The 25,081-nt window shown below is 44.9% G+C and carries 19 protein-coding genes, 2 tRNA genes and 2 pseudogenes; 20 read left to right on the top strand and 3 right to left on the bottom strand.

The genetic code is table 11. From position 1 onward, the window contains the following. Positions 1-36: 36 nt before the first annotated feature. Positions 37-1,677 (bottom strand): peptide ABC transporter substrate-binding protein, encoded by a 1,641-nt coding sequence (locus FT12353_RS04925; protein ID WP_203618927.1) that lies wholly within the window; start codon positions 1,675-1,677, stop codon positions 37-39. Between the two features lie 14 nt (positions 1,678-1,691). Continuing rightward, a pseudogene (locus tag FT12353_RS04920) lies at positions 1,692-2,834 on the bottom strand (5-methyltetrahydropteroyltriglutamate--homocysteine S-methyltransferase). A gap of 506 nt (positions 2,835-3,340) precedes the next feature. Between FT12353_RS04920 and FT12353_RS04915 the strand changes: the two are divergent. The 7 genes from FT12353_RS04915 to FT12353_RS04885 all read left to right on the top strand — a co-directional run bounded on the left by FT12353_RS04915 (position 3,341) and on the right by FT12353_RS04885 (position 6,805). Next, positions 3,341-3,898 carry an NADPH-dependent FMN reductase gene (locus FT12353_RS04915; RefSeq protein WP_059393835.1) on the top strand — a complete coding sequence of 186 codons (558 nt, stop codon included), beginning with the start codon at positions 3,341-3,343 and terminating at the stop codon, positions 3,896-3,898. Beyond that, complete coding sequence (locus FT12353_RS04910) at positions 3,891-4,223, top strand: CHY zinc finger protein (RefSeq protein ID WP_239061181.1); 333 nt, start codon at positions 3,891-3,893, stop codon at positions 4,221-4,223. The genes FT12353_RS04915 and FT12353_RS04910 overlap by 8 nt, the downstream gene beginning before the upstream one ends. Positions 4,224-4,332: 109 nt before the next feature. After that, on the top strand, positions 4,333-5,040 hold the full coding sequence (locus FT12353_RS04905; RefSeq protein ID WP_203618925.1) for an AzlC family ABC transporter permease: 708 nt from the start codon (positions 4,333-4,335) through the stop codon (positions 5,038-5,040). Beyond that, complete coding sequence (locus FT12353_RS04900) at positions 5,027-5,356, top strand: AzlD domain-containing protein (protein WP_059393833.1); 330 nt, start codon at positions 5,027-5,029, stop codon at positions 5,354-5,356. Before FT12353_RS04905 ends, FT12353_RS04900 begins: the two co-directional genes overlap by 14 nt. An 82-nt stretch (positions 5,357-5,438) precedes the next feature. Continuing rightward, positions 5,439-6,365 (top strand): L-lactate dehydrogenase, encoded by a 927-nt coding sequence (locus FT12353_RS04895; RefSeq protein WP_203618923.1) that lies wholly within the window; start codon positions 5,439-5,441, stop codon positions 6,363-6,365. A 101-nt stretch (positions 6,366-6,466) separates the two neighbouring features. Continuing rightward, positions 6,467-6,539, top strand: a tRNA-Asn gene (locus FT12353_RS04890). Positions 6,540-6,732: 193 nt separating this feature from the next. After that, a tRNA-Asn gene (locus tag FT12353_RS04885) sits at positions 6,733-6,805 on the top strand. Positions 6,806-6,878: 73 nt separating this feature from the next. Here the strand turns inward: FT12353_RS04885 and pnuC are convergent. Further along, positions 6,879-7,646 carry a nicotinamide riboside transporter PnuC gene (pnuC, locus tag FT12353_RS04880; RefSeq protein WP_203618921.1) on the bottom strand — a complete coding sequence of 256 codons (768 nt, stop codon included), beginning with the start codon at positions 7,644-7,646 and terminating at the stop codon, positions 6,879-6,881. 226 nt (positions 7,647-7,872) lie between these two features. On the opposite strand from pnuC, the gene FT12353_RS04875 reads away from it, so the two are divergent. The 13 genes and pseudogenes from FT12353_RS04875 to FT12353_RS04815 all read left to right on the top strand — a co-directional run bounded on the left by FT12353_RS04875 (position 7,873) and on the right by FT12353_RS04815 (position 25,039). Further along, positions 7,873-9,141, top strand: a complete 1,269-nt coding sequence (locus FT12353_RS04875; RefSeq protein WP_059393830.1) for a NupC/NupG family nucleoside CNT transporter — start codon at positions 7,873-7,875, stop codon at positions 9,139-9,141. Positions 9,142-9,424: 283 nt separating this feature from the next. Continuing rightward, positions 9,425-10,015, top strand: coding sequence for a hypothetical protein (locus FT12353_RS04870; protein ID WP_059393829.1), 591 nt, complete (start codon positions 9,425-9,427; stop codon positions 10,013-10,015). 319 nt (positions 10,016-10,334) lie between these two features. After that, a complete protein-coding gene (locus FT12353_RS04865; protein ID WP_203618919.1) occupies positions 10,335-13,016 on the top strand; it encodes a valine--tRNA ligase in 2,682 nt (893 codons plus the stop codon). A 141-nt stretch (positions 13,017-13,157) separates the two neighbouring features. Further along, positions 13,158-14,132 carry a beta-ketoacyl-ACP synthase III gene (locus FT12353_RS04860; protein WP_059393827.1) on the top strand — a complete coding sequence of 325 codons (975 nt, stop codon included), beginning with the start codon at positions 13,158-13,160 and terminating at the stop codon, positions 14,130-14,132. A gap of 141 nt (positions 14,133-14,273) precedes the next feature. Next, positions 14,274-15,038, top strand: coding sequence for a CAP domain-containing protein (locus FT12353_RS04855; protein ID WP_059393826.1), 765 nt, complete (start codon positions 14,274-14,276; stop codon positions 15,036-15,038). Positions 15,039-15,248: 210 nt separating this feature from the next. Then, positions 15,249-16,412: an LCP family glycopolymer transferase gene (locus FT12353_RS04850; RefSeq protein ID WP_059393825.1), complete on the top strand. Its 1,164-nt coding sequence runs from the start codon at positions 15,249-15,251 to the stop codon at positions 16,410-16,412. Between the two features lie 109 nt (positions 16,413-16,521). After that, positions 16,522-17,466, top strand: a complete 945-nt coding sequence (locus FT12353_RS04845) for a Ppx/GppA phosphatase family protein (RefSeq protein ID WP_203618911.1) — start codon at positions 16,522-16,524, stop codon at positions 17,464-17,466. Next, positions 17,459-18,697, top strand: a complete 1,239-nt coding sequence (locus FT12353_RS04840) for a hydroxymethylglutaryl-coenzyme A reductase family protein (protein ID WP_203618909.1) — start codon at positions 17,459-17,461, stop codon at positions 18,695-18,697. Before FT12353_RS04845 ends, FT12353_RS04840 begins: the two co-directional genes overlap by 8 nt. Then, a complete protein-coding gene (locus tag FT12353_RS04835) occupies positions 18,678-19,649 on the top strand; it encodes a nitrate ABC transporter ATPase (RefSeq protein WP_203618907.1) in 972 nt (323 codons plus the stop codon). Before FT12353_RS04840 ends, FT12353_RS04835 begins: the two co-directional genes overlap by 20 nt. 26 nt (positions 19,650-19,675) lie before the next feature. Next, positions 19,676-20,262, top strand: a pseudogene (locus FT12353_RS04830) (Sir2 family NAD-dependent protein deacetylase). 99 nt (positions 20,263-20,361) lie between these two features. Next, positions 20,362-21,375: a cation diffusion facilitator family transporter gene (locus FT12353_RS04825; protein WP_203618905.1), complete on the top strand. Its 1,014-nt coding sequence runs from the start codon at positions 20,362-20,364 to the stop codon at positions 21,373-21,375. A gap of 423 nt (positions 21,376-21,798) precedes the next feature. Next, positions 21,799-23,199 carry an Nramp family divalent metal transporter gene (locus tag FT12353_RS04820; RefSeq protein ID WP_059393861.1) on the top strand — a complete coding sequence of 467 codons (1,401 nt, stop codon included), beginning with the start codon at positions 21,799-21,801 and terminating at the stop codon, positions 23,197-23,199. A 451-nt stretch (positions 23,200-23,650) separates the two neighbouring features. Next, positions 23,651-25,039 carry an Nramp family divalent metal transporter gene (locus FT12353_RS04815; RefSeq protein ID WP_059393820.1) on the top strand — a complete coding sequence of 463 codons (1,389 nt, stop codon included), beginning with the start codon at positions 23,651-23,653 and terminating at the stop codon, positions 25,037-25,039. The last annotated feature ends 42 nt before the right edge of the window (positions 25,040-25,081 follow it).

Raw genomic sequence — 25,081 nt, 5'->3', positions numbered from 1 at the left:
CTCCTAGAATGAATTGATTAAATGATTTACCAAGGGTTAGTCGCGGTAAGCGTGGGTCAAGTCCAGCTGCAGACCGGTTGGGTTCAAGACAACACCCTTCACATTTGGTCGATTCAGGATAATACGCTTCCATGAATACAATGGGTTCAAGTTTGCTTGGTCCTTCAAAGCGGCTTCAGCCTTCTTGAAATCAGCGTCTCGGGCTGCCGGCTTATTGGCATCCTGATTTTCCGCTTGATTAACAGCGGCCGTAAAGGCATCATTCTTGAATTGACCACTATTAGTACCAGTCGTTGGCGTTTTGAACATGTTGTAGTAGCTGACACCATCTTGGTAATCACCAGTACAGTTGGTTAAGGTGATATCGAAGTTACCGTTCTGGGCATCTTGCATCCGCTGCTTGATTGGGACAATCTTTTCCGTGACAGAGATGTCAGAGCCGAAAGTTGATTCCCAAGCCTGCTTAAGGTAATCAACGGTACTCTTGGAAACGACTGCATCGGCATCGGTTTCAATTGTCACGTTCATCTTGCCCTTATTAACTTCTTGAAGACCTTCCTTAAAGAGCTTCTTGGCTTGTGTTGGATCGTATTTGTAACCAGGGTTAACGTAGCTGGCCAGGTCTTGGCCGTTCGTGGCCTTGACCAAGTTCTTTGGCACCAGACCTGTTGCGGCGTAACGAGTACCACCACTGGCCTGATCAGCCAGTGCTTGGCGATTAGTTGCCAGGTTCAATGCCTGACGAATCTTTTGGTTTGCTAAGAATGGATTCTTGGCCTGGTTGTATTCGAGGTAGGAAGAAACAGCCAGTGGTGTCGTTGTTGCCGCCTTATTATTCTTATTGGCTTCGTAAATTTCTGGTGTACCGTAGATTTTTGCGCGATCAACTTTGCCTTGCTGATAAAGTTTGATGGCACTTTCTGGATTTTTGATAACCTGCCAGTTAACCTGCTTGGTTTTGACGTTTTTCGCATCCCAGTAATCAGGATTCTTGACCATCTTGAAGGACTCGTTGGTTCCATTCCAACCCTCCAACTTATAGGGGCCAGAGTAAATCTGATTTTTCGCGGTGGTACCGTAATGGGAACCCTGATCCTTGACGTAGGATTCCTTCTGTGGCATTAACTGGGCGAAACTCAGTAGGTACTTGAATTGCTGCATGGGCTTTTCAAGCTTAAAGGTTAACGTATCACCCTTGGCCGTCACGCCCAATGATGATACTGGCTTTTTGCCCGCCATGATATCGTCGGCATTTTTCACACCCGAAGTCAGGTAGGCGTATTGGGAACCGGTCTTTGGGTCGGCTAACCGTTGCCAGGAGTAGACGAAGTCCTTGGCTGCTAGTTCAGAGCCGTCTGACCATTTCAGCCCAGACCGTAACTGGACGGTGTAGGTGAGACCGTCGCTTGAAACGCTGTAGGACTTGGCCAAATCAGGAACTGGTTCGCCCTTGGCATTCAGCCGCAGCAAGTTCGATTCGGTGTTACCCAAGATGGTGGTGGAGTACTGGTCCGAACTTTTGGAGATATCAAGCGTTTGGATATCGCTATCTAAAGAGTAATTCAGAACGGAGTCTTCCTTAGAGGCATTCGTCTTAAAATGATTAAAGGTTGCCAGTCCTCCACCGGCAACCACTACTAGGGCGGCTGCTACCGTCCATTTTTGCCATTGTTTCATGAATTAGTGTCCACCTATCCCCAAATTTTTTCGGCCGTGTCGACAACTAATTTAATCTTGGCCCATTGTTCATCTTCTGTTAGGTGGTTGCCTTCTTCAGTCGAAGCGAAACCTCATTGTGTACTCAAAGCCAAGTTTTCCAAAGGAACGTATTGGCTAGCTTCCTTGACCCGGTCAATCAAAACTTGAGGGTCTTCTAGCTCAGGCTTCTTTGAAGTTACCAAGCCCAAAACAACTTCCTTGCCGGCAGGAACCTTTGCCAATGGTGCAAAGTCGCCAGAACGGTCGTCATCGAATTCCAAGTAGAAGGATTCGACGTTTTCTTGAGCTAAGAGGGTATCGGCAACAGTATCATAGCCACCAGTTGCTGCCCAAGTTGAGGCATAGTTTCCGCGGCAAACGTGTGTGCTAACACGGAGGTCTTCTGGCAAGTTTTCCAATGACAGGTTATTGATCTTTAGGTATTCTGCCTGAAGTTCATCAACACCCTTTTGGTCGATGTTTTGTTCTGCCCAGAAATCAGTGTCGGAGAGCATACCCCAAGTACAGTCATCCAACTTAATATCGCGACAACCAGCTTCATAGAGGGCCAAGTAGAGGTCGTGATAGGCGGTGGTCAAATCAGTGATAAGGTCTTCGTGATTTGGGTAAAACTCATTCAAAACAGCAATGTTTTCCTCGCCGCGAACCAATTCAGCGTAGGCCTGGGCTGGAGAGGGGATGCTTTGACGGGGGATAACATCCAAATCCTTGGTGATTTCCTGCAAGTATAAGAAGGCCTTCAAATCAGGATGGTCTTTTGTAAAGCGAATCTTACCGTCGACTTGGGCTGATTCGGCGCGCGTTTCAACATCGTGGAAAAGGTAGCCGTGGGCGACATTTGTCTTTTTAATACCTTCAAAGCCCCAGAAGGTATCCAAGTGCCACCAGTGACGACGGAATTCACCATCTGACACGTAGTGGAGACCGGCCTTGACTTCCTTTTCGACGAGGTCCTTGATTTCTTCATCTTGAATTTTAGTCAAGTCAGCTTGGCTGATTTTGCCGTCGGCGAAGTCTTGTTGGGCTTGCTTTAAGCGGGCTGGTCGTAAGAACGAACCCACGATATCAAAATGAACGGGGGTCTTGGTCAATGTTGCTACTGCTGTTTCTGTCATGTCTCTTCTCCTTTTTCTAGACACTAAAAAGCGCCCCCAGGTTTAGATTTTTCAATCTGAACCTAGAGGCGCATGTAAACGCTGTACCACTCTACTTCACTGGTCTTGTGACCAGCCTTAGTCGATACACCAATGGGGGCTATATCGCAACATGATAACGGTTGTTAACCGTAGCCGGCTTATCACAAAGTACTCGCCGCACTATGAACCGCTCCTGGACCATTTTCATCCGTAGCCAATCCACCGTGTCTCATCAAATCACGGTTTTCTGTAGAATCGCTTGCGGATTACTCATCCAATCACTGCAGTTGTTATCTTGGTTATGAGTATAGCATTAAAAAAATATGAGTCAACAGTGAATTTAAAATTTATTTTTTGTATAAGCCGAAAAGTTTATAATAGGCACCAAGACAAAAAGCCGCGAGAGCTCTTTTGTAATGGACTTTGTTGATCTCGTAAATGGGACTTTTTATTTTTAAGAAGGCTCTCAAATTACTGGAGAAAAAATGAAAAAAATTGCTGTAATTGTCGGAAGTAATCGAACAAAGAGTGTTAGTCGGCGCTTAGCTTATTGGTTAGCCCCACAGTTGAGCAACCAAGAGATGAAAGCTGAAGTAGTTGATCTAGCCACCGTTGCCTTGCCGTTTTTGGATGAACCTGAGCTGCCATCTGAGGGTCATTATCAAAATCAGTCCACGATTGATTGGTCGAACCAAATCAAAAGCTATGATGGGGTGGTATTTGTCGCGCCTCAATACAATTGGGGTTATCCTGCTGTTTTGAAGAACGCGATTGATACACTCTATGCTGAGTGGCGGGGGCTACCGGTTGCGACCGTCTTCTTTGGCGGCCATGGTGGCTTTCAGGGTGATTTGGCCTTTTCGCTGGTTTTGCAGGGCGTAAAGGTTAACCGCTTGCCCGTCAACCTCCGCTTGAACCTGGCAGTTGGCCAGGTCACAGAAGAAATGTCGGCAGCAGAAGTAGCAGAACTCTTGTCGCCATACCAGGACCAGGTTGCATTGCTGCAGTCGGCCTTTCAAAATGAGTTGCGTAACCATGAATAAACGCTTTTTTGGTGCCAAACAAGTGGCAATGGTAGGCCTAGACATCGGTATCACTGGGACCTGTGCCCATTACCATTCGGATGTTGATATTGCAGGCCTGCGCTGTAGCCGATGCGAGGAGTATTTTGCCTGCTACCAATGCCATGATGCATTAGAAGACCACCACTTTGTGCCGATGGCAAAAAATTCGGCTGAGCCAGCAGTCCTCTGCGGGCGTTGCGGTCAAGAATTAACTTATCAAGAATATAAGACGGGCGCTTGTCTGAACTGTTTGGCACCCTTTAACCCACGTTGCGAAATCCACGAAGACCGGTATTTCTGCTGAGTGGTTTTTTATTTTGCCTGCTCTTTTGCGGCCTGGACAGTCATGGCAGTCGTCCCTATAATAACTTTATAGAGAAAAAGATTAAAAAGAGATGAAAAGAGGAAGTGGGATGGACGATACCTTAACCGCTCGGGCCGGCTGGCGGGATGCCTTGCCGACCGTTTTTGGTTATATTGGGATTAGTATGGCCTTTGGCATCGTGGCTAAAGCGGCGGGGTTGAGTACCTGGTTGATCGTGCTGATTTCAGCAATTGATTATGGTGGTTCGGCCCAGTTTGTCTTGGTCACGATGGTCGGCTCTCATAGTTCGATAGTGGCGATTGCCTTTGCGGTTTTTCTGGTCAATGCTCGGATGATTTTGATGAGCATGACGCTAGCCCCCTATTTCAACCGGTATTCGCTTTGGCGGAATATTTGGCTGGGCACCTTTGTCACGGATGAAAGCTTTGCTTTAGGGATGAGTAAGGTCAATGTTAGTCAAAATCGGCTTAGTTTTCCTTGGTTTAACACGGTTAACTTGGTCTCGTATGCCAGTTGGTTGTTGGGTACTTTTTTGGGTGCAGTTGTGGGCGGGCTGGTAACGGATCCTAGCAAGTTTGGTTTAGACTTTGCCATTACGGCCATGTTTATTGGTCTATTAATAGCGCAAATTAGTTCGGATAAGACGATTAAATTGGCTTTACAAGTAGCCGTGGTTATCTTCGTATTGGTGTTGATTTACCTATTTTTGATTTTTGTACCAAAGAGCTTTGTCGTCTTACTGGTAACGATTTGTGGCAGCTTATTTGGGATGGTGATGAAACGTGTCTTTGACTAATTATATTCTATTAACAATTATTGCTTGTGGGTTCGTGACCTGGGTATCGCGGATATTTCCCTTTGTCATGCTGAAAAAGTTTAATTTACCAGAAGGGGTTCTCGAATTTTTAAGCTTTGTTCCAATCACCATCATGGCTGGTCTTTGGTTTGAAAGCTTATTTGTGCAACATTTGGGGCACCTCCCTAGCATCAATTGGCCGAATCTATGGGCTTCCTTACCGACAGTAGCGACGGCTGTGGTCACGAAAAATCTCTTGCTCACGGTGGTGGTTGGTGTGGTTTCGTTTGCAGTCTTAAACTTAATCGGATTTTAAATTAAAATTTTCTCATAAAGCCCTTGACGGCCTTGTTTTGAATGATTATCATTGGCACAACAACAGAAAAGGGGAATTGTCGATGCGAAAAATTGGAATTATTGGAATGGGCCATGTTGGTTCAACGGTGGCGCATGGTTTGATTGCCGAAGGCGTAGCGGATGAGTATGTCTTCATTGATAAAAATGAGAAGAAAGTCCAAGCTGATGCTCTGGATTTTGAAGATGCCAAGACGAATTTGAACAACAGTTTTTCTGTGACTGTCAATGACTACCAAGCGTTGGGGGATGCGGACGTCATTATCTCAGCCATCGGTAAGATTGAATTGCAATACGATAACGTCGAACATGACCGCTTTATTGAATTGCCACACAACGTTGAGCAGGTAAAAGAAGTTTCGGCCAAGTTGAAGGCTACTGATTTTTCCGGGGTTTTGGTGGTGATTACTAATCCTTGTGATGCCATTGCCGCTGTCTATCAGGCAGAAACTGGTTATCCGAAGGAAAAAGTGCTTGGAACGGGAACGCTTTTGGATACAGCGCGAATGCACCGGGCAGTTGGCTCAGCCTTCAATGTTGATCCACGTTCAGTTGCGGGTTATAACCTGGGTGAACACGGAAACTCACAGTTTACGGCTTGGTCAACGGTATCCTTGCAGGGACAACCAATTACCAAATTAGCGGCTGAACAAGGAATCGATTTGGCTGCTATCGAAAAGGATTCTGTGGTTGGTGGCTATACGGTGTTTGATGGTAAGGGCTACACTTCTTATGGGATTGCGACGGCTGCCATTCGTTTGGCCAAGACAGTGGTTCAGGATGCGAAGACGGAAATGCCAGTTTCTCATAAGCGTCCGGAATTTGCCTCTTATCTTTCTTATCCTGCCATTGTCGGTCGCGAGGGGGTTGTTGCCTACTCACAATTGGATTTGACGGAAGAAGAATTGGCTAAGTTGCAGAAATCAGCTGACTCGATTCAAACTCAATTTGAAAAGGTTGTTGCGCATTAGAACGGCGTTTACACTGATAATGGTTCTAAAAATTAAATAATTTTAATAAAAGGCTTGACTAATTATTAGACGTTATGTATTATAAACGTATGGTAATTAATTGCTCCGTAGTTCAGTTGGTAGAACGCCGCACTGTTAATGCGAGGGTCGCTGGTTCGAGTCCAGCTGGGGCAGTCCTAGCCAAATCAGTGTTGGTTGTCACTTGACAACCAACGCTTTTTTATTTTATAAATTAGAATAAAAAAGATTGGTGAATTTATTTGTTCGGAATGGCTATCGTCAATTGATGAACAATAAATTAAAAATATCTCATAAAACCCTTGACTAATTGTTGGACGTTATGTATTATAAACGTATGGTAATTAATTGCTCCGTAGTTCAGTTGGTAGAACGCCGCACTGTTAATGCGAGGGTCGCTGGTTCGAGTCCAGCTGGGGCAGTAGTGGGTAAAGTAAAAAGACGGTGGTTGCATGAAAGCAACCGCCGTCTTTTTGCGTGCTGTTGAAACTGATTTTATAAAGAAGGTTGACCGGGCTGGGCCTTCTTGTACCAATACCAAGTTCCATAGAGGGCATTCAATAAGATAATGACCTGAAGGACAAACATGGAACTGGCATAGGCGTCGTGAATCAAAAAGATATTGCGGTACCAGACAATGACTTGTATCACGTCGGAAGCCAACCAGGCAATCCATTGAGAACGGAAACCGTATGTCATTAAGATTTGGCCGACGATATTCAATGGAAGGACGGCCGAATCCAGGTAAATTTGAAGGCCGTTAAAGTGCTTGGAAAAAGCGACGACCGTTATATAAGAAAGAATGGTGATTAAAGTTGTGATGAGAGCGGTATGCAGCGTTAATTTACGGGAAGGAAGCTCCTTCTCGGCACCGCCGCGATAGCGGGCCCAAGCCGCAATACCGATAAACTGCATGATAAATGCGAATCCCTGGGAGGTGAAGTCACCATAAGTTCTTGAAAACAGGGCAACAATCATCCATGTTGCCGTACCAATTAATCCCCAGAAGTAATTACTTTGCTTACCCTGGTCGACTAAGGCGAGGTTGATCAGTGAACTAACCCCCGTTGAGACGGTCAACCAGGCCATCCCATTAAAGCTGCCACCGATTAAAAAAGTGGCGACTTGGGCGACAATCATTAATAATAGGAGCGCCTTCGTCATTTTACTGAGGCTGACCAGATCTTGTATGATCCGTCTAGGCGACATTGTCTCCTTAAAAATCAGCCAGAAGCTCGTCTTGTTCTTTACATTCTCCATCATTGTTTTCTCCTTGTTGTTTTTTAGGTGCCGTGACGGAAGCAACGCACCGGTTTGTAACCGCTCTAGTATACTCCCGAAAAAAGCGAACGTATCAATTGATTTTGTGGAAACGTTCGCTTTAAATGAAAATTAAATCGCTTGAGGATGGGATGGAGAAGCCCTTTGCGTGCTATAATTGATATGTTTGAAGAAACCGTGATTTTTAAATTTAAGGGAGTATCACATCATGTATTTGTTCATTAACATCATCGGTCTTTTGGTGTTTATCGCCTTGGCCGTCTTGTTTTCAAAAAACCGTTCAGCCATTAATTGGAAGTCGGTTTCAATCATGGTTGTCACCAACTTGGTCTTAGCTTGGCTTTTGACAGGCTTTCCGTTGGGTCGGAGCCTTGTTAAGGGAGCCGCTTCTGGCTTTGACAGCTTGATTTCTGCTGCCAGTGCTGGAATTGACTTCGCTTTGAAGCCAACTGGAATGGCTTTGCCATCAAACTTCGTTGTTTCAGCGTTGTTGCCAATCCTCTTGGTTGTGCCATTGTTTGACATTTTGACTTATATCGGGGTCTTGCCATTTATTATTAAGTGGGTTGGTCGCGGTTTGTCAAAGCTTTCCGGTCAACCTAAGTTCGAATCATTTTTCTCAGTTGAAATGATGTTCTTGGGAAACACGGAAGCACTCGCGGTTTCTGGTATCCAATTGAACCAGATGAAGGCTTCACGTAACTTGACGTTGGCGATGATGTCAATGTCTTGTGTGACGGCATCAATCCTTGGTTCTTATATGCAAATGATGCCTGCAATGTATATCTTGACTGCTGTGCCAATCAACGTGATTAACGCTTTGATTGTGACATCAATCTTGAACCCAGTTGAAGTAACTGAGGAAGAAGATACCATTGCGACAATCGGTACTGCTGCTCCTGCAGCAGAAAACGCTGAATCTGGCTCACAAGAATTAGCACAAGAAGAAATCGAAAAGGCTGAAAAGCCAGCACGCGAACCATTCTTCTCATTCTTGGGCGACTCAATCTTGGGCGCCGGTAAGTTGATCTTGATTATCGCTGCCAACGTGATTGCCTTCGTTGCCTTGGCTGCACTTGTCGACAAGATTTTGGCTTGGGTCAACCCTTGGTTGTCATTGGAGCACATCTTGGGAATTGTGATGTTCCCATTTGCTTGGTTGATGGGCTTCGGCAACCAGACTGCCTTCGATTTGGCACAATTCATGGGAACGAAGTTGGTGACCAATGAATTCGTTGTCATGGGTAAGGTAACTGGTGAAATTGCTCATTACGCACCACACTATAAGGCAGTTTTGACGGTCTTCTTAACGTCATTTGCCAACTTGTCAACAATCGGTATGATTATCGGAGCCTTCAAGGGCTTGGTTAACAAGGAAAAGAACGAAGTGATCGCTAAGAACGTTGTTTACTTGTTGTTGTCTGGAATTTTGGTTTCATTATTCTCAGCAGCAATGGTTGGTCTCTTTGTTTGGTAAAAGTTTGTTTAGAAAGCACCCGAAAGGGTGCTTTTTCTTTTGCTGAAAATTGGCTCTTTTCACAAAAGCCTGCTAAAATAAAAGAGTGAAGCTAGTTTAGCTAGCCAGAAATTTTCAGACAAACAGTAGCTATTTGTTTGATGATTAGTAGCAATATCAAGTACAGAATAGCCAAGGACGGCCGAATCATTTCAGCTGTTATATTTCGATTTAATCCCAAAATGTTTAGATAAAAAGAGCGGATTTTACGGAAAATGGTTACTGGCAAAGGAAGGTTCTATTTATGTTATCTCGTTCTCAACGGCGGAAGACGGATGGCCGTAAGCGTCGATTTTATAAGCAATGGTGGTTTTGGTTAATTCTTGTTTTGATTGTCGGTGGGGTGGCCTTTTACATGATTGGGTCAGCTTCATCTAAGAAATCAAGTGATACACCAACACCGGATATTTCATACTCATCGTCTAAGAAGCATACTTACGACTTTGGTGATTCGTCATCATCTGATTCTGACGATACAGACGATACAACAACGTCTTCAAGTTCAACTAATAACACGGCGGCATCTAATTCAGCTGCATTAGCAGCAGCACAATCTTCTGCAGCTGCTGCACAGTCTGCTGCCGCTGCGTCGTCTTCAAAAGCTGCAAAAGATGCAGCTGATGCGAAAGCGCAATCTGATGCTATTGCTTATCTCCAACCGTTTCAAAATGCTGTAACGAGTGCTCAAGCGGCAGTTACTGCTGCACAAAATAAGGTTAATAGTGCAACGAATGATAATGATAAGCAAAGTGCACAGAGTGCGTTGAATCAGGCAAATGGTCAGCTACAGGCGGCTCAAGCGGCCCTCCAAGCAGCACAGAAGAAGGTTGCTTAATACGCAAGTTCTTGTATATAAAAGGTTATGAAGGATTAGTCATGGCATAAAATTAGCTTGACTATTTTCATGGTCCTTTGTACACTTAGGGAAGCTAATGAGGAGTACACAAGCGCAGCTGTGAGAGACCTAGTGGGTGGTGAAAACTAGGACTGTTAATGTGGAAGGTTGCTTTGGCGTTAAAAATGTTAATGAATGAGTGGCTATCAAAATTGTCGATAGCAATTTAGGTGGTACCACGTGTAAGCGTCCTAATCGAAAGATTAGGGCGCTTTTTATTTTGGACCACAGGCCACATTACTATTAAAGGAGATTTGCTATGCGTGAAGTTGAAATGTCAACCAAGTACGATCCAACAGCCGTTGAGGCTGGCCGTTACCAAGACTGGTTGGATAATGATTTGTTTGCACCAGAAGCAAATCAGGCCATTCAGGGTCAAGAACCAGAACCTTACTCAGTGGTGATTCCACCACCAAACGTTACCGGTAAGTTGCACCTTGGTCATGCCTGGGATACAACTTTGCAGGATATGTTAATCCGGCAAAAGCGGATGCAAGGCTTTGATACATTGTGGTTGCCAGGAATGGATCATGCTGGTATCGCTACTCAAGCTAAGGTTGAACAACGTCTGCGCGAACAAGGTGTTTCCCGCTATGGTTTGGGTCGCGAAAAATTTGTCGAACAAGTGTGGGACTGGAAAAACGAATATGCTTCAACCATCAAGCAACAATGGGGCAAGATGGGCTTGTCGTTGGACTATAGCCGTGAACGCTTTACATTGGATGAAGGGCTAAACCAGGCGGTTAACAAGGTCTTTATCGATTTGTATAATAAGGGTCTGATTTACCGTGGTGAATATATTATTAACTGGGACCCACAGGCTCGAACGGCTTTGTCAGATATTGAAGTCATTTATCAAGATGATGAAGGTGCCTTCTACCACGTCAAGTATCCATTTACGGATGGTACAACGTTGAATGGTAAGGACTATATCGAAATTGCTACAACGCGTCCAGAAACGATGTTCGGAGACGTTGCCGTTGCTGTTCATCCATCAGACGAACGCTACAAGGACTTGATTGGCAAGACGGTTAAGGTACCGCTTGTTAACCGTGAGATTCCAATTATCGCTGATGAATATGTTGAAAAAGACTTTGGAACTGGAATGGTCAAGATTACGCCAGCCCACGATCCAAACGATTTCCAAGTCGGAAATCGTCATGATTTGGAACGCATCAACACGATGACGGAAGATGCTCATTTGAACGAAAACGCCGGCAAGTATGTTGGCCTTGATCGTTTCGAAGGCCGTAAAGCCATGGTCGCTGATTTGCAAGAACAAGGGTTCATGCTTGAAGTAGAACCACTGGTTCACTCAGTTGGCCACTCTGAACGGACAGGTGTTCAAATCGAATCACGTCTTTCAACACAGTGGTTCGTTAAAATGGAGCCATTGGCTAAGCAAATTTTGGCCATGCAGCAAAATGCTGACGAAAAGGTAAACTTTGTTCCTGGTCGATTTGAAGATACCTTTACCCGCTGGATGGAAAACATCCGCGACTGGGTAATTTCACGTCAACTCTGGTGGGGCCACCAAATTCCAGCCTGGTACAAGAACAAGGGAACGGACCGAGAAGAAATGTACGTTGGGACAGAGGCGCCTGGCGCTGATTGGGAACGTGACCCAGATGTTTTGGATACTTGGTTCTCTTCAGCCCTTTGGCCATTTTCAACGATGGGCTGGCCAAACGACTTGGACGGCGACTATGCCAAGTACTATCCAACGAATACCTTGGTAACTGGTTATGATATTATCTTCTTCTGGGTTGCCCGAATGATGTTCCAAGGAAAAGAGTTTACTGGTCAACGACCATTTAAGAACGTCTTGATTCACGGCTTGATTCGTGATGGTGAAGGTCGCAAGATGTCAAAGTCATTGGGTAACGGTGTTGACCCAATGGACGTGATTGAAAAGTATGGTGCCGATGCCTTACGTTGGTTCCTGGCAACGGGTTCAACACCTGGTCAAGACGTCCGCTTTACTTATGAAAAGATGGATGCGGCCTGGAACTTCATTAACAAGATTTGGAACGTTGCCCGCTATGTCATCATGAACCTCGATGATGACACGAAGGCTGAAGTGCCAGCTAAGGACCAACAAACGCTGGCCGATCAATGGATTTTGGACCGCTTGAATGCAACGGTTAAGGAAGTTTCTGAAAACTTCGAGAAGTTTGAATTCGGTGAAGCTGGTCGTGATTTGTACAACTTTATCTGGTCTGATTTGGCCGATTGGTACGTTGAAATGACTAAGGAATCATTGAATGGCGATGGGGATAAAACAGCTGTTCAGCAAACTTTGGCCTATGTTTTGGATCAAACGTTGCGCTTGCTCCAACCAATCATGCCGTTTGTTTCTGAAGCTATTTGGCAAGAAATGCCACAGCAAAAGGGCAAGGATGAACACCTCGGTATCCAAGCTTATCCTGTTTACCAAGAATCTTTGGCGAATGCTGAAGCAGCCGCTTCCTTCAAGTCTTTGCAAGATTTGATTGTTGCTGTTCGTAACATCCGCGCCGAAGCAAAGGCACCAATGTCAAAGCCAATCAACGTGATTATCAAGGTCACGGATCCAGCATTGAAGTCAATCTTTAATGAAAATGCGGACTATATTGATCGCTTTGTCAAGCCAGAATCTTTGACGATTGATACGGACGTGACTGTGCCGCAATTGGCCATGTCACAGGTCATCACTGGTGCGGAAGTTTATGTCCCGTTGGCTGGTTTGATTGATATTGAAGCGGAAATCAGTCGCCTCCAAGGTGAAGCTGACAAGTTCCAAAAGGAAGTTGCTCGTGCCAATGGTAAGCTTTCAAACGAAAAGTTTGTCAATTCGGCGCCTGAAAAGGTTGTTGCTGCCGAACGTGAGAAGCTTGCTGACTGGGAAGAAAAGCTTGCTTCAACTCAAAAGCGCATTGCTGATTTACAAGCGCAAGGGTAAAATAACTGAATAGTAATAAAAATCCTCACCTTTGGTGGGGTTTTTATGTTAGGTTAATATGAGCCGTGTAAATTAGTAAGACGATTTACACATATTGACGAAGTTCCAAGATGGATTGGTTTTATTTATATAGGTAATAATATGTTTGGAAGTAAAATAATCGCCAGTGGTCATTATGTGCCAGAAGATGTTGTCACGAACGATGACTTGGCGAAAGTGATTGATACTTCGGACGAATGGATTGTCAGTCACACCGGAATACAGGAACGGCATGTCTCTTTACAAGGGGAAAATACGTCTGATTTGGCAACGAAGGCGGCCCAGCAAGCGCTAAACGAAGCAGGTGTTTCGGCCGAAGAAGTTGATTTTATCATTGTAACCACTTTTACCCCGGATGGCCTGGCACCTTCAACGGCAGCTTTGGTGCAACGTAATTTAGGAGCCAAAAAGGCCTTTGGCTTTGATCTATCAACTGCTTGTGCCGGCTTTGTTTTTGGTTTGACGACAGCCGATAACTTTATGAAGACTGGGCAATACCGGTATGGCTTGGTGATTGCTGCTGAAGTGAACTCGAAGATGATGGATTTCCGTGATCGAACGAGTACCGTTTTCTTTGGTGATGGTGCTGGCGCTGTTTTGTTAGCCCCTAGCGAACAAGGCGAAGTCTTGGCCACTGATTTGCATACGATAGGTGATGCAGATGTTGTCCATTCCGGTCGAATCGAGCCATTAACATCTTTGAGCGCCGACAACTATCCAAAGATTGATGCCTTTTTTCAGGAAGGACGGATGGTTTATCAAGAAGTGACCACTTTGATTCCAAATCATATCCAACAATTCTTGGCAGGGCAAGACTTAACAATTGATGATGTGGACTATGTGATTTTGCACCAAGCCAACCTGAGGATGATTGAGAAGGTGGCTGATGCCTTGAATCAACCAATGGCAAAGTTCATCACGAACGTCGAAAAGTATGGTAATTCGTCCTCTGCGGGGATTGCGATGGCCTTTGACCAGTTGCGAGAAAGTACGGATTTAGCAGAGAAAAAGGTCTTGTTGACTGGTTTTGGAGCAGGTTTTACCTATGGCTCTTTGCTCTATAAGGGCTCTTTGTAATTCAAAAGAGTCAAATGTAATGTCTGTGTAACATTACAGAAAGGGGCCAGCAATAACCAGTGTCTAAAATGAATATATAGATTAAGCGTAAGTTAAGCACTTACTAATCAAACATAAGCAGAAAAAATGGAGATGTCTCTCATGAAGAATAATATTACCAAAACTATTTTAGCGACGGTGGCTGGTGCAGCTGCATTTGCAGGTGCCGGAGCAGTTGCTTCAGCCAACGATATTACTGTTAAGGCAGGGGATACCTTGTCACAAATCGCTGCCAACAACAACACGACTGTTGATGACTTGGCTTCAAAGAACAACATTCAAAACGTTAACTTGATTTTTGTTGGTGACATCATCAAGACTGATGGAACCGCTGCTGGGACAGCCGCAGCCGCAGCTGCTAACACAACTACGGCAACTGCTCAGACAGAAGCTGCAGGTACTGCCGCTGCCGCAGCTGCTACTGCTTCTTCAGCAACTACTCAAACACAAGCTACTACAAACACAAACACTCAAGCACAAGCTGCTACTACTTCATCTTCAGCTAACTACAGCACTTACTCAGCCGGTGCTAGCGGTTCAGTTCAAACAATCATCAACGCTATGAACGCTAAGCGTGCAGCTGCTGGTTTGGCACCTGTATCATACGATGCTTCATTGGCTGCTCGTGCACAATCACGTGCTGAAAACGCCGTTGCAAACGGTGGTTTGCCAACTGGTCACATGCAACAAGTTGCTGGACCTGAAGTTGTGGCAATCGACTGGGCTCCAAGCCAAGTTGTTGATGCATGGTACAACGAAACTGGTATGATTGCTGCACCAGCTCACCGTAACTGGTTGATGAACGCCAGCTTCACAAAGGTTGGATTTGGAATCGTTGACGGTACTATCGTTGGTATCGCTGGCTAATCTTAACCGATTAATCTTAATTTAAACTAAAACACTTACATTAGTATGTAGGTGTTTTTTTGTTTAAGAAAAAGTTAAATGTGGATAGTAAGTAGACAGATAGCTCCATATTTTATTGATTCAACTACATTTGTGGTAAGATAAGGAAACATGAGAGCGCAGCCAGGAAGCGCGCAAATACGGCGAAAAAAATGGAGTGTCGAAGTTCTTATGGCAGATCAAAATAATAATGAATTTTCACGGCAACGGCGGTTTGATGAAGTCCGTCAAACAAAGAAAAAGAAGAGTCGTGTGAAACGTTGGATTTTATATATCCTACTTGCCATCGTGGTTGGTGTAATCGGATGGGGTGCTTACCTCTATAGCGAATATAAAGGTTCCATTGATTCAATTCAAAAATCGGCTAAAATTTCAAAGACCCGAGATGTCTCAAGTTTGATTGCCCAGGGCAAGTCATTCTCAATTTTGATTTTGGGAACTGATACTGGAGAACTTGATCGTGATCGAACAGGTTTGAGTGATTCAATGATGGTAGCCACCGTCAACCCAACGGAAAATAAGGTCACGATGGTTTCAATTCCACGTGATATTATGACAGCAATTCCAGGTGATGAGGATACCTTCCCACAGAAGTTAAATGCTGCTTATAGTTTGGATGGCGTTGGTGCTTCCATGAAGGCTGTTCAAAACTACTTAAACGTGCCAATTGATACTTATGCGCTAGTTAATATGAAGGGCTTGGAAACCTTGGTTAAGAAGGTTGGCGGTGTTTCAGTTAAATCCCCACTTTCCTTCCAATATAGTCAAGCAACAGCTCATGATTATGGCCCTGATTTGTATCGTTTCCACAAGGGTTCTACTTCTTACGAGAAGTCAACCGATAACGGTGTGACTTGGTCAGCAAGTAAGACAGTGATGGACGGTGATGCCGCCTTGGCCTTTTCACGGATGCGCTATGATGATCCGCAGGGTGATTATGGTCGTCAACAGCGCCAACGCTTGGTATTGGAAGCAATGCTAAAGAAGGCAGTGAACGTCAAGACGTTGATTGATCCAAGTTTCGTTAAGGCAATTTCAAAGAATGCCCAGACTGATTTGTCCTTTAACGACATTGTTAAAATCGCCCAGAAGTACCGTGGCGCTGTGAAGAACCAAGTTTCTGACCATTTGCAAGGTCAGGGCGTGATGTACGAGGGTGTTTCTTACCAAATGGTGCCAACCTCTGAAAAGCAACGGGTAACCAATCTCTTAAGGTCTCAGCTTGGTTTGAAACATAAGGAAACTGGTTCCCAGTTTGCTAGTGATGTGCCATCCGATCAGTTACGTTCAGCAGCTTATGCTCTAGCACAAATTGGTGAAAAATTAGTTCAATAAATCTTTGAATCAAGAAGTCAGCTCGCGGTGATAAAAACGCCTCGGCTGGCTTTTTTCTTTCCGATTATTCGTGTTATACTGAGTAATAATCAAACGATTGGGGTCTGATATGCAAGATAGAAAAATTGCCATTATCGACTTGGGTAGCAATTCGACGCGGTTAGTCATTGAAAAATTACATTCAAATGAAACGTATACGGAGATTTTGCGTGTAAAAGAAGATACAAGACTTTCGCAAAACATGGGGCGAAATCTGATTTTACAAGAGGAACCGATGGCTCGGACCATTAAAGTCTTGCAAAAGTATCGACAAAAAATTGAAGACTACGAAGTTAGTGAGGTTTATGCCATCACAACGGCAGCCGTGCGTTCTGCCAAAAATCAAGCAGAATTCCTGGAGCGGGTCAAAGACGAAGCAAAAATCAGCTTCCGAGTCTTGACCGGCCAAGAAGAGGCCCACTACGATTTTCTCGGCGTCAGAGAAGCATTGCCAGATGTGCTGAATGGTGTCATTCTAGACACTGGTGGTGCATCCGTCGAATTAATTCCTTTCAAAAATGGCCAGGCGTTAGCCGAGGTTTCGGTTCCTTTTGGTGCTGTTAACCTTTCGGAGCGCTATCACTTGGCTGACACGATTGATGCAGCCAACATTGAGCAGGCGAATGTGGATATTCAGGCTGCTTATCGCCAGTTGCACTTTATTGATGCCTGCCAAAACCTACCGGTTATTCTTTTAGGGGGGGCAAATCGGTCGTTAGCAAAAATGGCCGAAGAAAAAGAATTGGTTTACCATCCGAAAGCCCTTCATGGCTTTATGATGCCAGCTAACCAGGTTGGCGAAATTTTTCATCAAATTGCTCAGATGTCACGAACTGAGCGGGAACACCTCGCCGGCTTAGAAAAAAACCGGGCCGATATTATCATATCGGGCCTGTTGCCGGTATTAAACCTGATTAGTGTTTTAAACGCCCCCCAGGTAATTTTTTCAGAATCTGGTGTCCGTGAAGGCCTAATCGAAAGCCTGTTTGAGGAAAAAGAGCAAATTAATGACTAAAAAATTTTACGAATTAACGCCAGAAGAACGACTCGACTTATTGAACTTGCCAGAAGAATTGATGGCGCGGTTCGTAAAAGACCAAGAGGTCGCACACCAGGATTTGGTGGAAAATTACTTGACTGATTTTGCCCTCCCAGAGGGAATGGTTCGGCATTTAGTCTTGGATAACCAGCCCTATCAAGTGCCAATGGTTACTGAGGAACCATCCGTCATCGCAGCGGCTAATAACGGTGCCCGTTTGTTTAAGATGGGTAGTGGCTTTAAGAGTGCTGGGACCAGCCAGGCAATTCTGGGTGGTCAAATTCTCTTTGAACACATTGATTTTGAGCAGCTACAGTCCTTTGTAACTGCCAACGAATATGAAATTTTCCAGGCAGCCGAAGAGGCCAAACCAAGCCTTTACCGTCGTGGTGGTGGTTTACGGAGCATTAACCTCCGCCATGTTAGTGGACATCGAGCAAGCCTTGATATTTTAGTGGATACGAGCCAGTCGATGGGGGCCAATGCCGTTAACACTATTTTGGAGAGTATTCGATTGATCTTTGAACCCTTTGATGACCAAATTTTAGGGGCGATTTTGACCAATGCAGGTCACCAAAGTGTTGTGAGCGTCACTGGTCGTGTGCCAGTGACAGCGTTAGGTGGCTTTGACGCTGCACAGCGGATCGTTGACCTAGCTGATTTTGCCAAAGTTGACCCTGACCGGGCAGTTACTGAAAATAAGGGCATCTTTAACGGCCTATCCGCCGTTGTTTTGGCCTTGGGAAACGATTGGCGCGCGGTTGAAGCTGCAGGCCATGCCTATGCCAGTCGGAATGGTCAATATCAGGCCTTAACCAACTGGCGGGTGAGCGATGACCATGAATTCCTGGAAGGGGAGTTTTCTCTACCACTGAACCTTGGTCGTGTTGGTGGCGCCATTGCCGGTCTTACTAAAGCACAAGATAATTTAGCCTTATTGGGCAATCCAACATTGGATGAAATGAAGAAAATTGTTTTGTCTGTCGGCCTTAGCTCCAACCTGGCTGCCTTAAAGGCGATTGCTGGCGAAGGTATTCAAGCCGGGCACATGCGGATGCAAGCTCGGTTACTGGCCATTTCAGTCGGTGCAAAGACAGATGAAATCATGCCGTTGGCTAAGAAATTAACCAAGGCACCAGCAATTAACGAAGAAAATGCAAAAAAGTTATTAGGAGAACTGCGTCACCATGAATCCGAAGTTAAATGAGCTCTTAGAGCAGGCAAATCAGGTCTATCCTGGTACCGTGATGACCCGCGTGGGGCAGAAGCAAGATGGGCTGCTCCGCATGGACCGTGCCGAACAGTCTGCTTTGGCAGACCGCCTGTTGATTGAGGTGCCCGACCAGACGGAAGCTGATTTTGTCCTGGGAAATGAACTCTTGCAGTTAGTTTTGACCCTGAACGGCATTACGCCACAGATTTATTTTGCTTTGACCTTTAATGATGAGGATTTGGACCAACAGCTAATTACGATTGCGACTCGCTTGCATCGGACTGTTTTGCATGCCATTACTTATCAAGAGTTGGCCAAGCAAGGTTTCTTGACTGCTGATACGGTAGCTGCCTTCTTGGCCGGCGTTAAAGATGAATTGTCAGTCGAAGCAGCCAATGTTGATGGTGAGGACCTCTTCCGCTTGCTAACGGTTTTGGACGCGCAAGTCTTTTTGGCAGCTGCTGATAAGGCTGGTTTGGCTGATTTGGCAGCGGACGTTTTCGCAACGCTAAAAGAGGATTATCCACGGGCTACTGCTCAGGCCGAGAAATTAGTCGCACCAATTTTGGCGGCTAATTTGAAGGATTCTCGGCAAATCCGCAAGCAAATGGTTCGCTTGTTTACTGGGCTGGATGAAAGCTTAACCGAATTAGAATTGCCAACGGTCAATGCTAACCAGTATGTGACTTTGACGCCCGTTTTGTCACAGCGCCAGTTGGATGGGTCGGTTGCCAACCTCTATGAAGTCTTCCATTCCGAAATGACTGATTTCCAAACGAAGGAAACGGCTTTTGTCGGTGTCGGTAAGCAAGACCACCAAAATACCTTTGTGGTGACGCCACCAAAGGATGAGGCCGATCGACCAAAGTTTTTCACCGAACTATACCAAACTTCTGTTAAAGAACTGTTAACAAAGTTGGCTTTGCCATATATTTTGCGTCAGTAACATTGTGATTGAAGGAGGGGGAGACAATGCTTGTTAGCCCAGCAATTCAAGAAAATTTTTATCAAGCAAAATCGATTGTTTTTATGACCGGAGCAGGGGTTTCGACCCTTTCGGGTATTCCGGATTATCGATCAAAAAATGGTGTTTATCAGGGACTCGACCTTGCGCCGGAGTATCTTTTGTCCGACCAGGCCTTTGCTGAAATCCCAGAAATTCAGTACAAATTTATGCAGGAAAATCTGTATTTTCCAGCTGCTAAGCCAAACATTATTCACGAAAAGATGGCGCCAAGGCGACGTTAGCCGAATACCAGAAGAGTCTGTACCGGTCGTCTGACCACGCCAAAATCAGGCCAAATATTACCTTCTATGGGGAGCAACCAAAGCACGTTGAAGAAGCCATTTCCCGGGTACAGCAGGCTGATTTGGTCGTCGTTGTTGGAACGTCCTTTCGGGTCTATCCCTTTGCTGGACTTTTGGCTTACGCCAACCCAGCGGCAAGGTTAATGGCGGTTAATTTGACTGCCATCCCGGTGCCAAGTCAGGTTGAGCAAATTGTGGGGGATGCGGGTCAGTTCTTTGAAGAACTGACGGTCAAGTCAGCTTCCAAGTGAAAATCAACTGGTTATTTTAAACCTTTGTCTTCAAGACGAAGGTTTTTTATTTGTATTTTATATGAAAAAAGATTAATATATTTTCCAGGAGGAAGTTTTATGACGAATGATCAAGGAGACAACCGGCAAAATACCGCTGTTCATGCACCAAGAACACCGAGTCAACAAGAAATACACGAACATCATCATGGGCACGCAGCGCCTCAGCAGCTGTCACAAAAGCCCTATATTATCGGGATTACCGTTAATCTGATTTTCGTTTTAAGTGAATTAGTTTTTGCAAAAATTGCCCACTCGACGTCCTTATTTGCCGATGCCTTTCACAACCTTTCGGATGTGTTAGCGCTTGTTATTGCCTGGTTAGCCGTCCTCGTTTTTGCAATTAAGGCGACTAAAAAGAAGACGTATGGCTGGCATAATGTATCGATTCTAGCTTCAATTTTTAATATGATTTTGCTGCTCTTTGCGGTTGGAACGATTTTTATTGAAGGGGTCCGCGACTTAATTGCCCAGGGACAAGTTCATACAAATGGGACAATTATCACCATCGTGGCGGCAATTGGAATTGTGGTGAACTTGTCAACAGCCCTTTTGTTTAAGGTTTCGGGTACGCCCGATGAACATGGCCACCAGCATGGCCAGGATTTAAATGCAAAAACGGCTTATCTGCACTTGTTATCGGATGCCGGCGTTTCCATTGGTGTCATCTTAGCAGGTTGGCTGATTGACCTAACGGGTTGGCAGCTGATTGATCCAATTGTATCGCTGATTATTGGGGTCATTATCTTGGCTTCTGCTTGGCCAGTCATGCGTGAAACGGTCAACCTGGCGATTAACGCTGTACCGGAGGCGGTTGATGAAGTTGCCATCAGCGAGTATTTGGTCAACCAAGAAGGGGTGTTGGCGATGCACGACTTGCATATTTGGCCACTTTCAACCACTGAAACGGCGTTGACGGTCCATTTATCCGTTGATGATAACGTTTTCGATGATGATCACGGTCAGGAGTTTTTAACTCGAATTGAAGATGATTTGAAGGCTGATTTTGCCATCCAACACGTCACGATTCAGTTAGAAGCAGCCGAACACAAAGAAAATTGTAATGTGATTTAAGGTGGTCGATCGGGCTAATTTGCCCGACGGCGCTTTGATTGAAGACAAAATTTAATAAAAGAGATAAAACGCCAAGATGCTTGCTATCATGGCGTTTTTCTTTTGAAATTTGAATGGCTATCAGGTTGAAAAATCAGTTTAGGCTTGACCTGAGCGCTCACCAGTGTATGATTAACGAGAACTTAGGAAGACCAATCGGGTTAACTAGCTTTCATAAGACTTCAAGTTTGTGCTTGGCGGACGTTATGAAAATTATTTAGCACTTGCATCCTTTTCGGCCAAAAACTTGTTGGCCTTTTTCGGCATTTATTAAGTATATATATTTACACTGGCGCGAAAAGAAAATGATGATTTTCAAGACAATTTAATTCGTTTGACACCTTCCTGAGGAATCTAACTTTCCAAAGGAGAATCATTATCATGATGGTACAACAAACCGCAGATAATCAGCCACATGGCGCATTGCTCATGCAAGGCGGCACTCAGAATAAAAGCCTGGAACAGGTGAACGGTACAATCGCCGTCCCGAAATCAGGTTCGTTCTGGCGCCGCCTCCTCGCATTTTCAGGGCCGGGCGCATTAATCGCTGTCGGCTATATGGACCCTGGCAATTGGGTGACATCCGTTCAGGGTGGGGCATCTTACCATTATCTCTTGATGTCAGTCGTGATGCTGTCTGCTGCCATTGGTATGCTGTTACAGTATCTGGCTGGTAAATTAGGGATTGTAACCCAAGAAGATTTAGCTCAGGCAACGGCTAAACGAACGAAGAAAGCGACACGGTATTTTCTCTGGTTTATCACGGAACTTGCCTTAATCGCGACAGATATCGCCGAAGTAGTTGGTGGGGCAATTGCCTTAAACCTGCTCTTTGGCTGGCCGCTCTTGCTGACCGTCATCATGACGGCCTTTGATGTCATCTTATTGCTAGGGCTGATGAAGTTCGGCTTTCGTAAAATTGAAGCGATTGTCATGACCCTGATTTTAACGATTTTATTTGTTTGCTTATATTTGGTTTTCTTATCAAAACCTGATTTGGCCGGCGTATTTGGTGGCTTAATGCCACAAAAAGAAGTCCTTTCAACGCAAGCAATCCATGGCTTGTCGAGCCCATTGTTCTTAACGGCCGGCATTATCGGCGCTACGGTAACACCGCACAACCTTTACTTGCATTCATCAATTGTTCAGACCCGCAAAGTTGATAAGAAAAATCCTGCCGAGGTTAAAGAGGCGATTAAGTGGATGGCGTGGGATTCCAATGGTCAGTTGACCTTAGCCTTTATCGTTAATGCTTTGCTCCTGATTGTTGGAGCGGCTCTCTTTTATGGCCATGCCAATGAATTGGCATCCTTCAAAGGCATGTACTTGGCCTTGCAAAATCAGCAAATGGCTGGTGCGATTGCCTCGCCCTTTCTCTCAACGCTGTTCGCGGTGGCGCTCCTGGCATCCGGACAAAATTCAACCATTACTGGCACCTTAGCCGGTGAAATCATCATGGAGGGTTTCTTACATTTTAAGATTCCGATGTGGTTGCGGCGCGTGATTACGCGTGGCGTTGCACTCATACCAGTGATTGCCATTGCTGTTTTGTATGGCGGTAACGAGCATGATTTGGATGCTTTGATTACCGGAACGCAAGTTTTTCTCTCCGTTGTTTTGCCATTTTCGATGGCACCGCTCCTGTATTTTACTTCCTCAAAGAAAATCATGGGGCAGTTTGTGAATAAAAAGAGCGTGACCGTCATTGGCTGGCTCTGCTTTATTGCTCTAACTGTGATTAATATTTGGCTGGTTTTGGAACAAATGGGTCAGTGGTTTGGTTAGGAAAAACGACAATGATTCTGATTTAATTTAGAATAATTCCTGTTTTTATTGTGAAAAATCAGGAGAAACCACAAAAAGATTAAGTGAATTTTAAATCATTTATGATTCTTTAAGGCTGATATAACAGCCTTTTGGCCAAAAATGTTGCAATAGGTTTGCAACATTACAAAAATATCACTTGACCTTAGAATTGTCAGGTGTAATATTTACTATAGACTTAGGAAGAAGTCATTGAGTTAAGTAGCTTTCATAAGCTTTCAACAACCAAGTTGAATGAAATCCTTTATGAAAATTATTTAGCACTTGAAAAAAACAACACATGGTAGACGGACCAGTCTGCCTAAATTTCAATGAGGTCAGGGTGGCAGACTGCCCTTTTTGCTTTGGTCATTTTTTTCGAGTGAGAATTTGATTGCTTCGTCCCTAAGGAGAATTCCGAAGGAGAGATATTATGGATAATCCCGTAAAGAAGAGCCATTCCCTTATCGAACACACGGGCGATAAGAGTTTGGAAGAAGTAAACGGCACAATTGAAGTGCCAAAGGGCGCCCCTTTCTGGCGGCGTTTGATGGCTTTCTCAGGACCTGGGGCCCTGGTTGCCGTTGGTTACATGGATCCAGGTAACTGGGTCACGTCAGTAGCCGGTGGTGCTTCTTACCACTACTTGTTGCTGTCAATTGTTTTGATTTCTTCACTGATTGCGATGCTTTTGCAATACATGGCTGGTAAGTTGGGTATTGTTAAGCAAGAAGATTTGGCTCAGGCTACTGGAAACCGGACAAACAAGTTTGGTCGCTACTCACTCTGGATCATGACGGAGTTAGCGTTGATTGCAACGGATATCGCCGAAGTTGTCGGTGGTGCCATCGCCTTGAACTTGCTCTTTGGTTGGCCACTGTTGGTCACGGTGTTCTTGACGGCCTTCGATGTTATCTTGCTGTTGATGCTGATGAAGTTTGGTTTCCGCAAGATCGAAGCGATTGTTATGACTTTGATTATGACCATCTTGGTTGTCTTCATCTACCTGACAATCTTGTCAAAGCCTGACTGGGCATCATTGTTCTATGGCTACGTGCCACAACCAAAGGTAATTTCACCTGAATCACTTAAGGGCTTGCAAAGTCCTTTGATCTTGACTGCTGGTATCATTGGTGCCACGGTTATGCCACACAACTTGTACTTGCACTCATCAATCTCACAAACTCGTAAGGTTGATCACGAAAACCCAGAAGAAGTTCATGACGCTGTGCGTTTGATGACTTGGGACTCAAACATCCAATTGACGTTGGCCTTTGTGGTTAACACTTTGCTTTTGGTTGTTGGTGCTGCTTTGTTCTTCGGACATGCTCAAGAATTGGATTCATTTAAGGCAATGTACAACGCCTTGGGTGACTCAAAGATTGCCGGCGCAATTGCATCACCAATCTTGTCAACGTTGTTTGCCCTTGCCTTGTTGGCTTCTGGACAGAACTCAACAATCACTGGTACTTTGACTGGTGAAATCATCATGGAAGGTTTCTTGCACTTGCGCGTGCCAATGTGGCTCCGTCGTGTGATTACCCGTGGAATCGCCTTGGTTCCAGTTTTGGCTATTACCATTATTTACGGTGGTAACGAAGCCCAATTAGATAACCTGATTACTGCCACACAGGTCTTCTTGTCAATTGCCTTGCCATTCTCAATGGCACCATTAATCTACTTTACTTCTTCAAAGAAGATTATGGGCGAATATGCTAACAGTAAGTGGATTACTTGGACTGGTTGGATTTGTTTTGCTGTCTTGACTGCCATCAACGTTTGGTTGGTTCTTGACCAATTCTTCCCACAATACTTCGGCTAAATCAGGAACGATAAACGAAGTCGTAACGATGTTCTAACATTC

It is taken from the genome of Fructobacillus tropaeoli (genome assembly GCF_016860625.1).
Taxonomy (GTDB): domain Bacteria; phylum Bacillota; class Bacilli; order Lactobacillales; family Lactobacillaceae; genus Fructobacillus; species Fructobacillus tropaeoli.
This window is presented reverse-complemented; position numbering and strand designations above follow the sequence as displayed.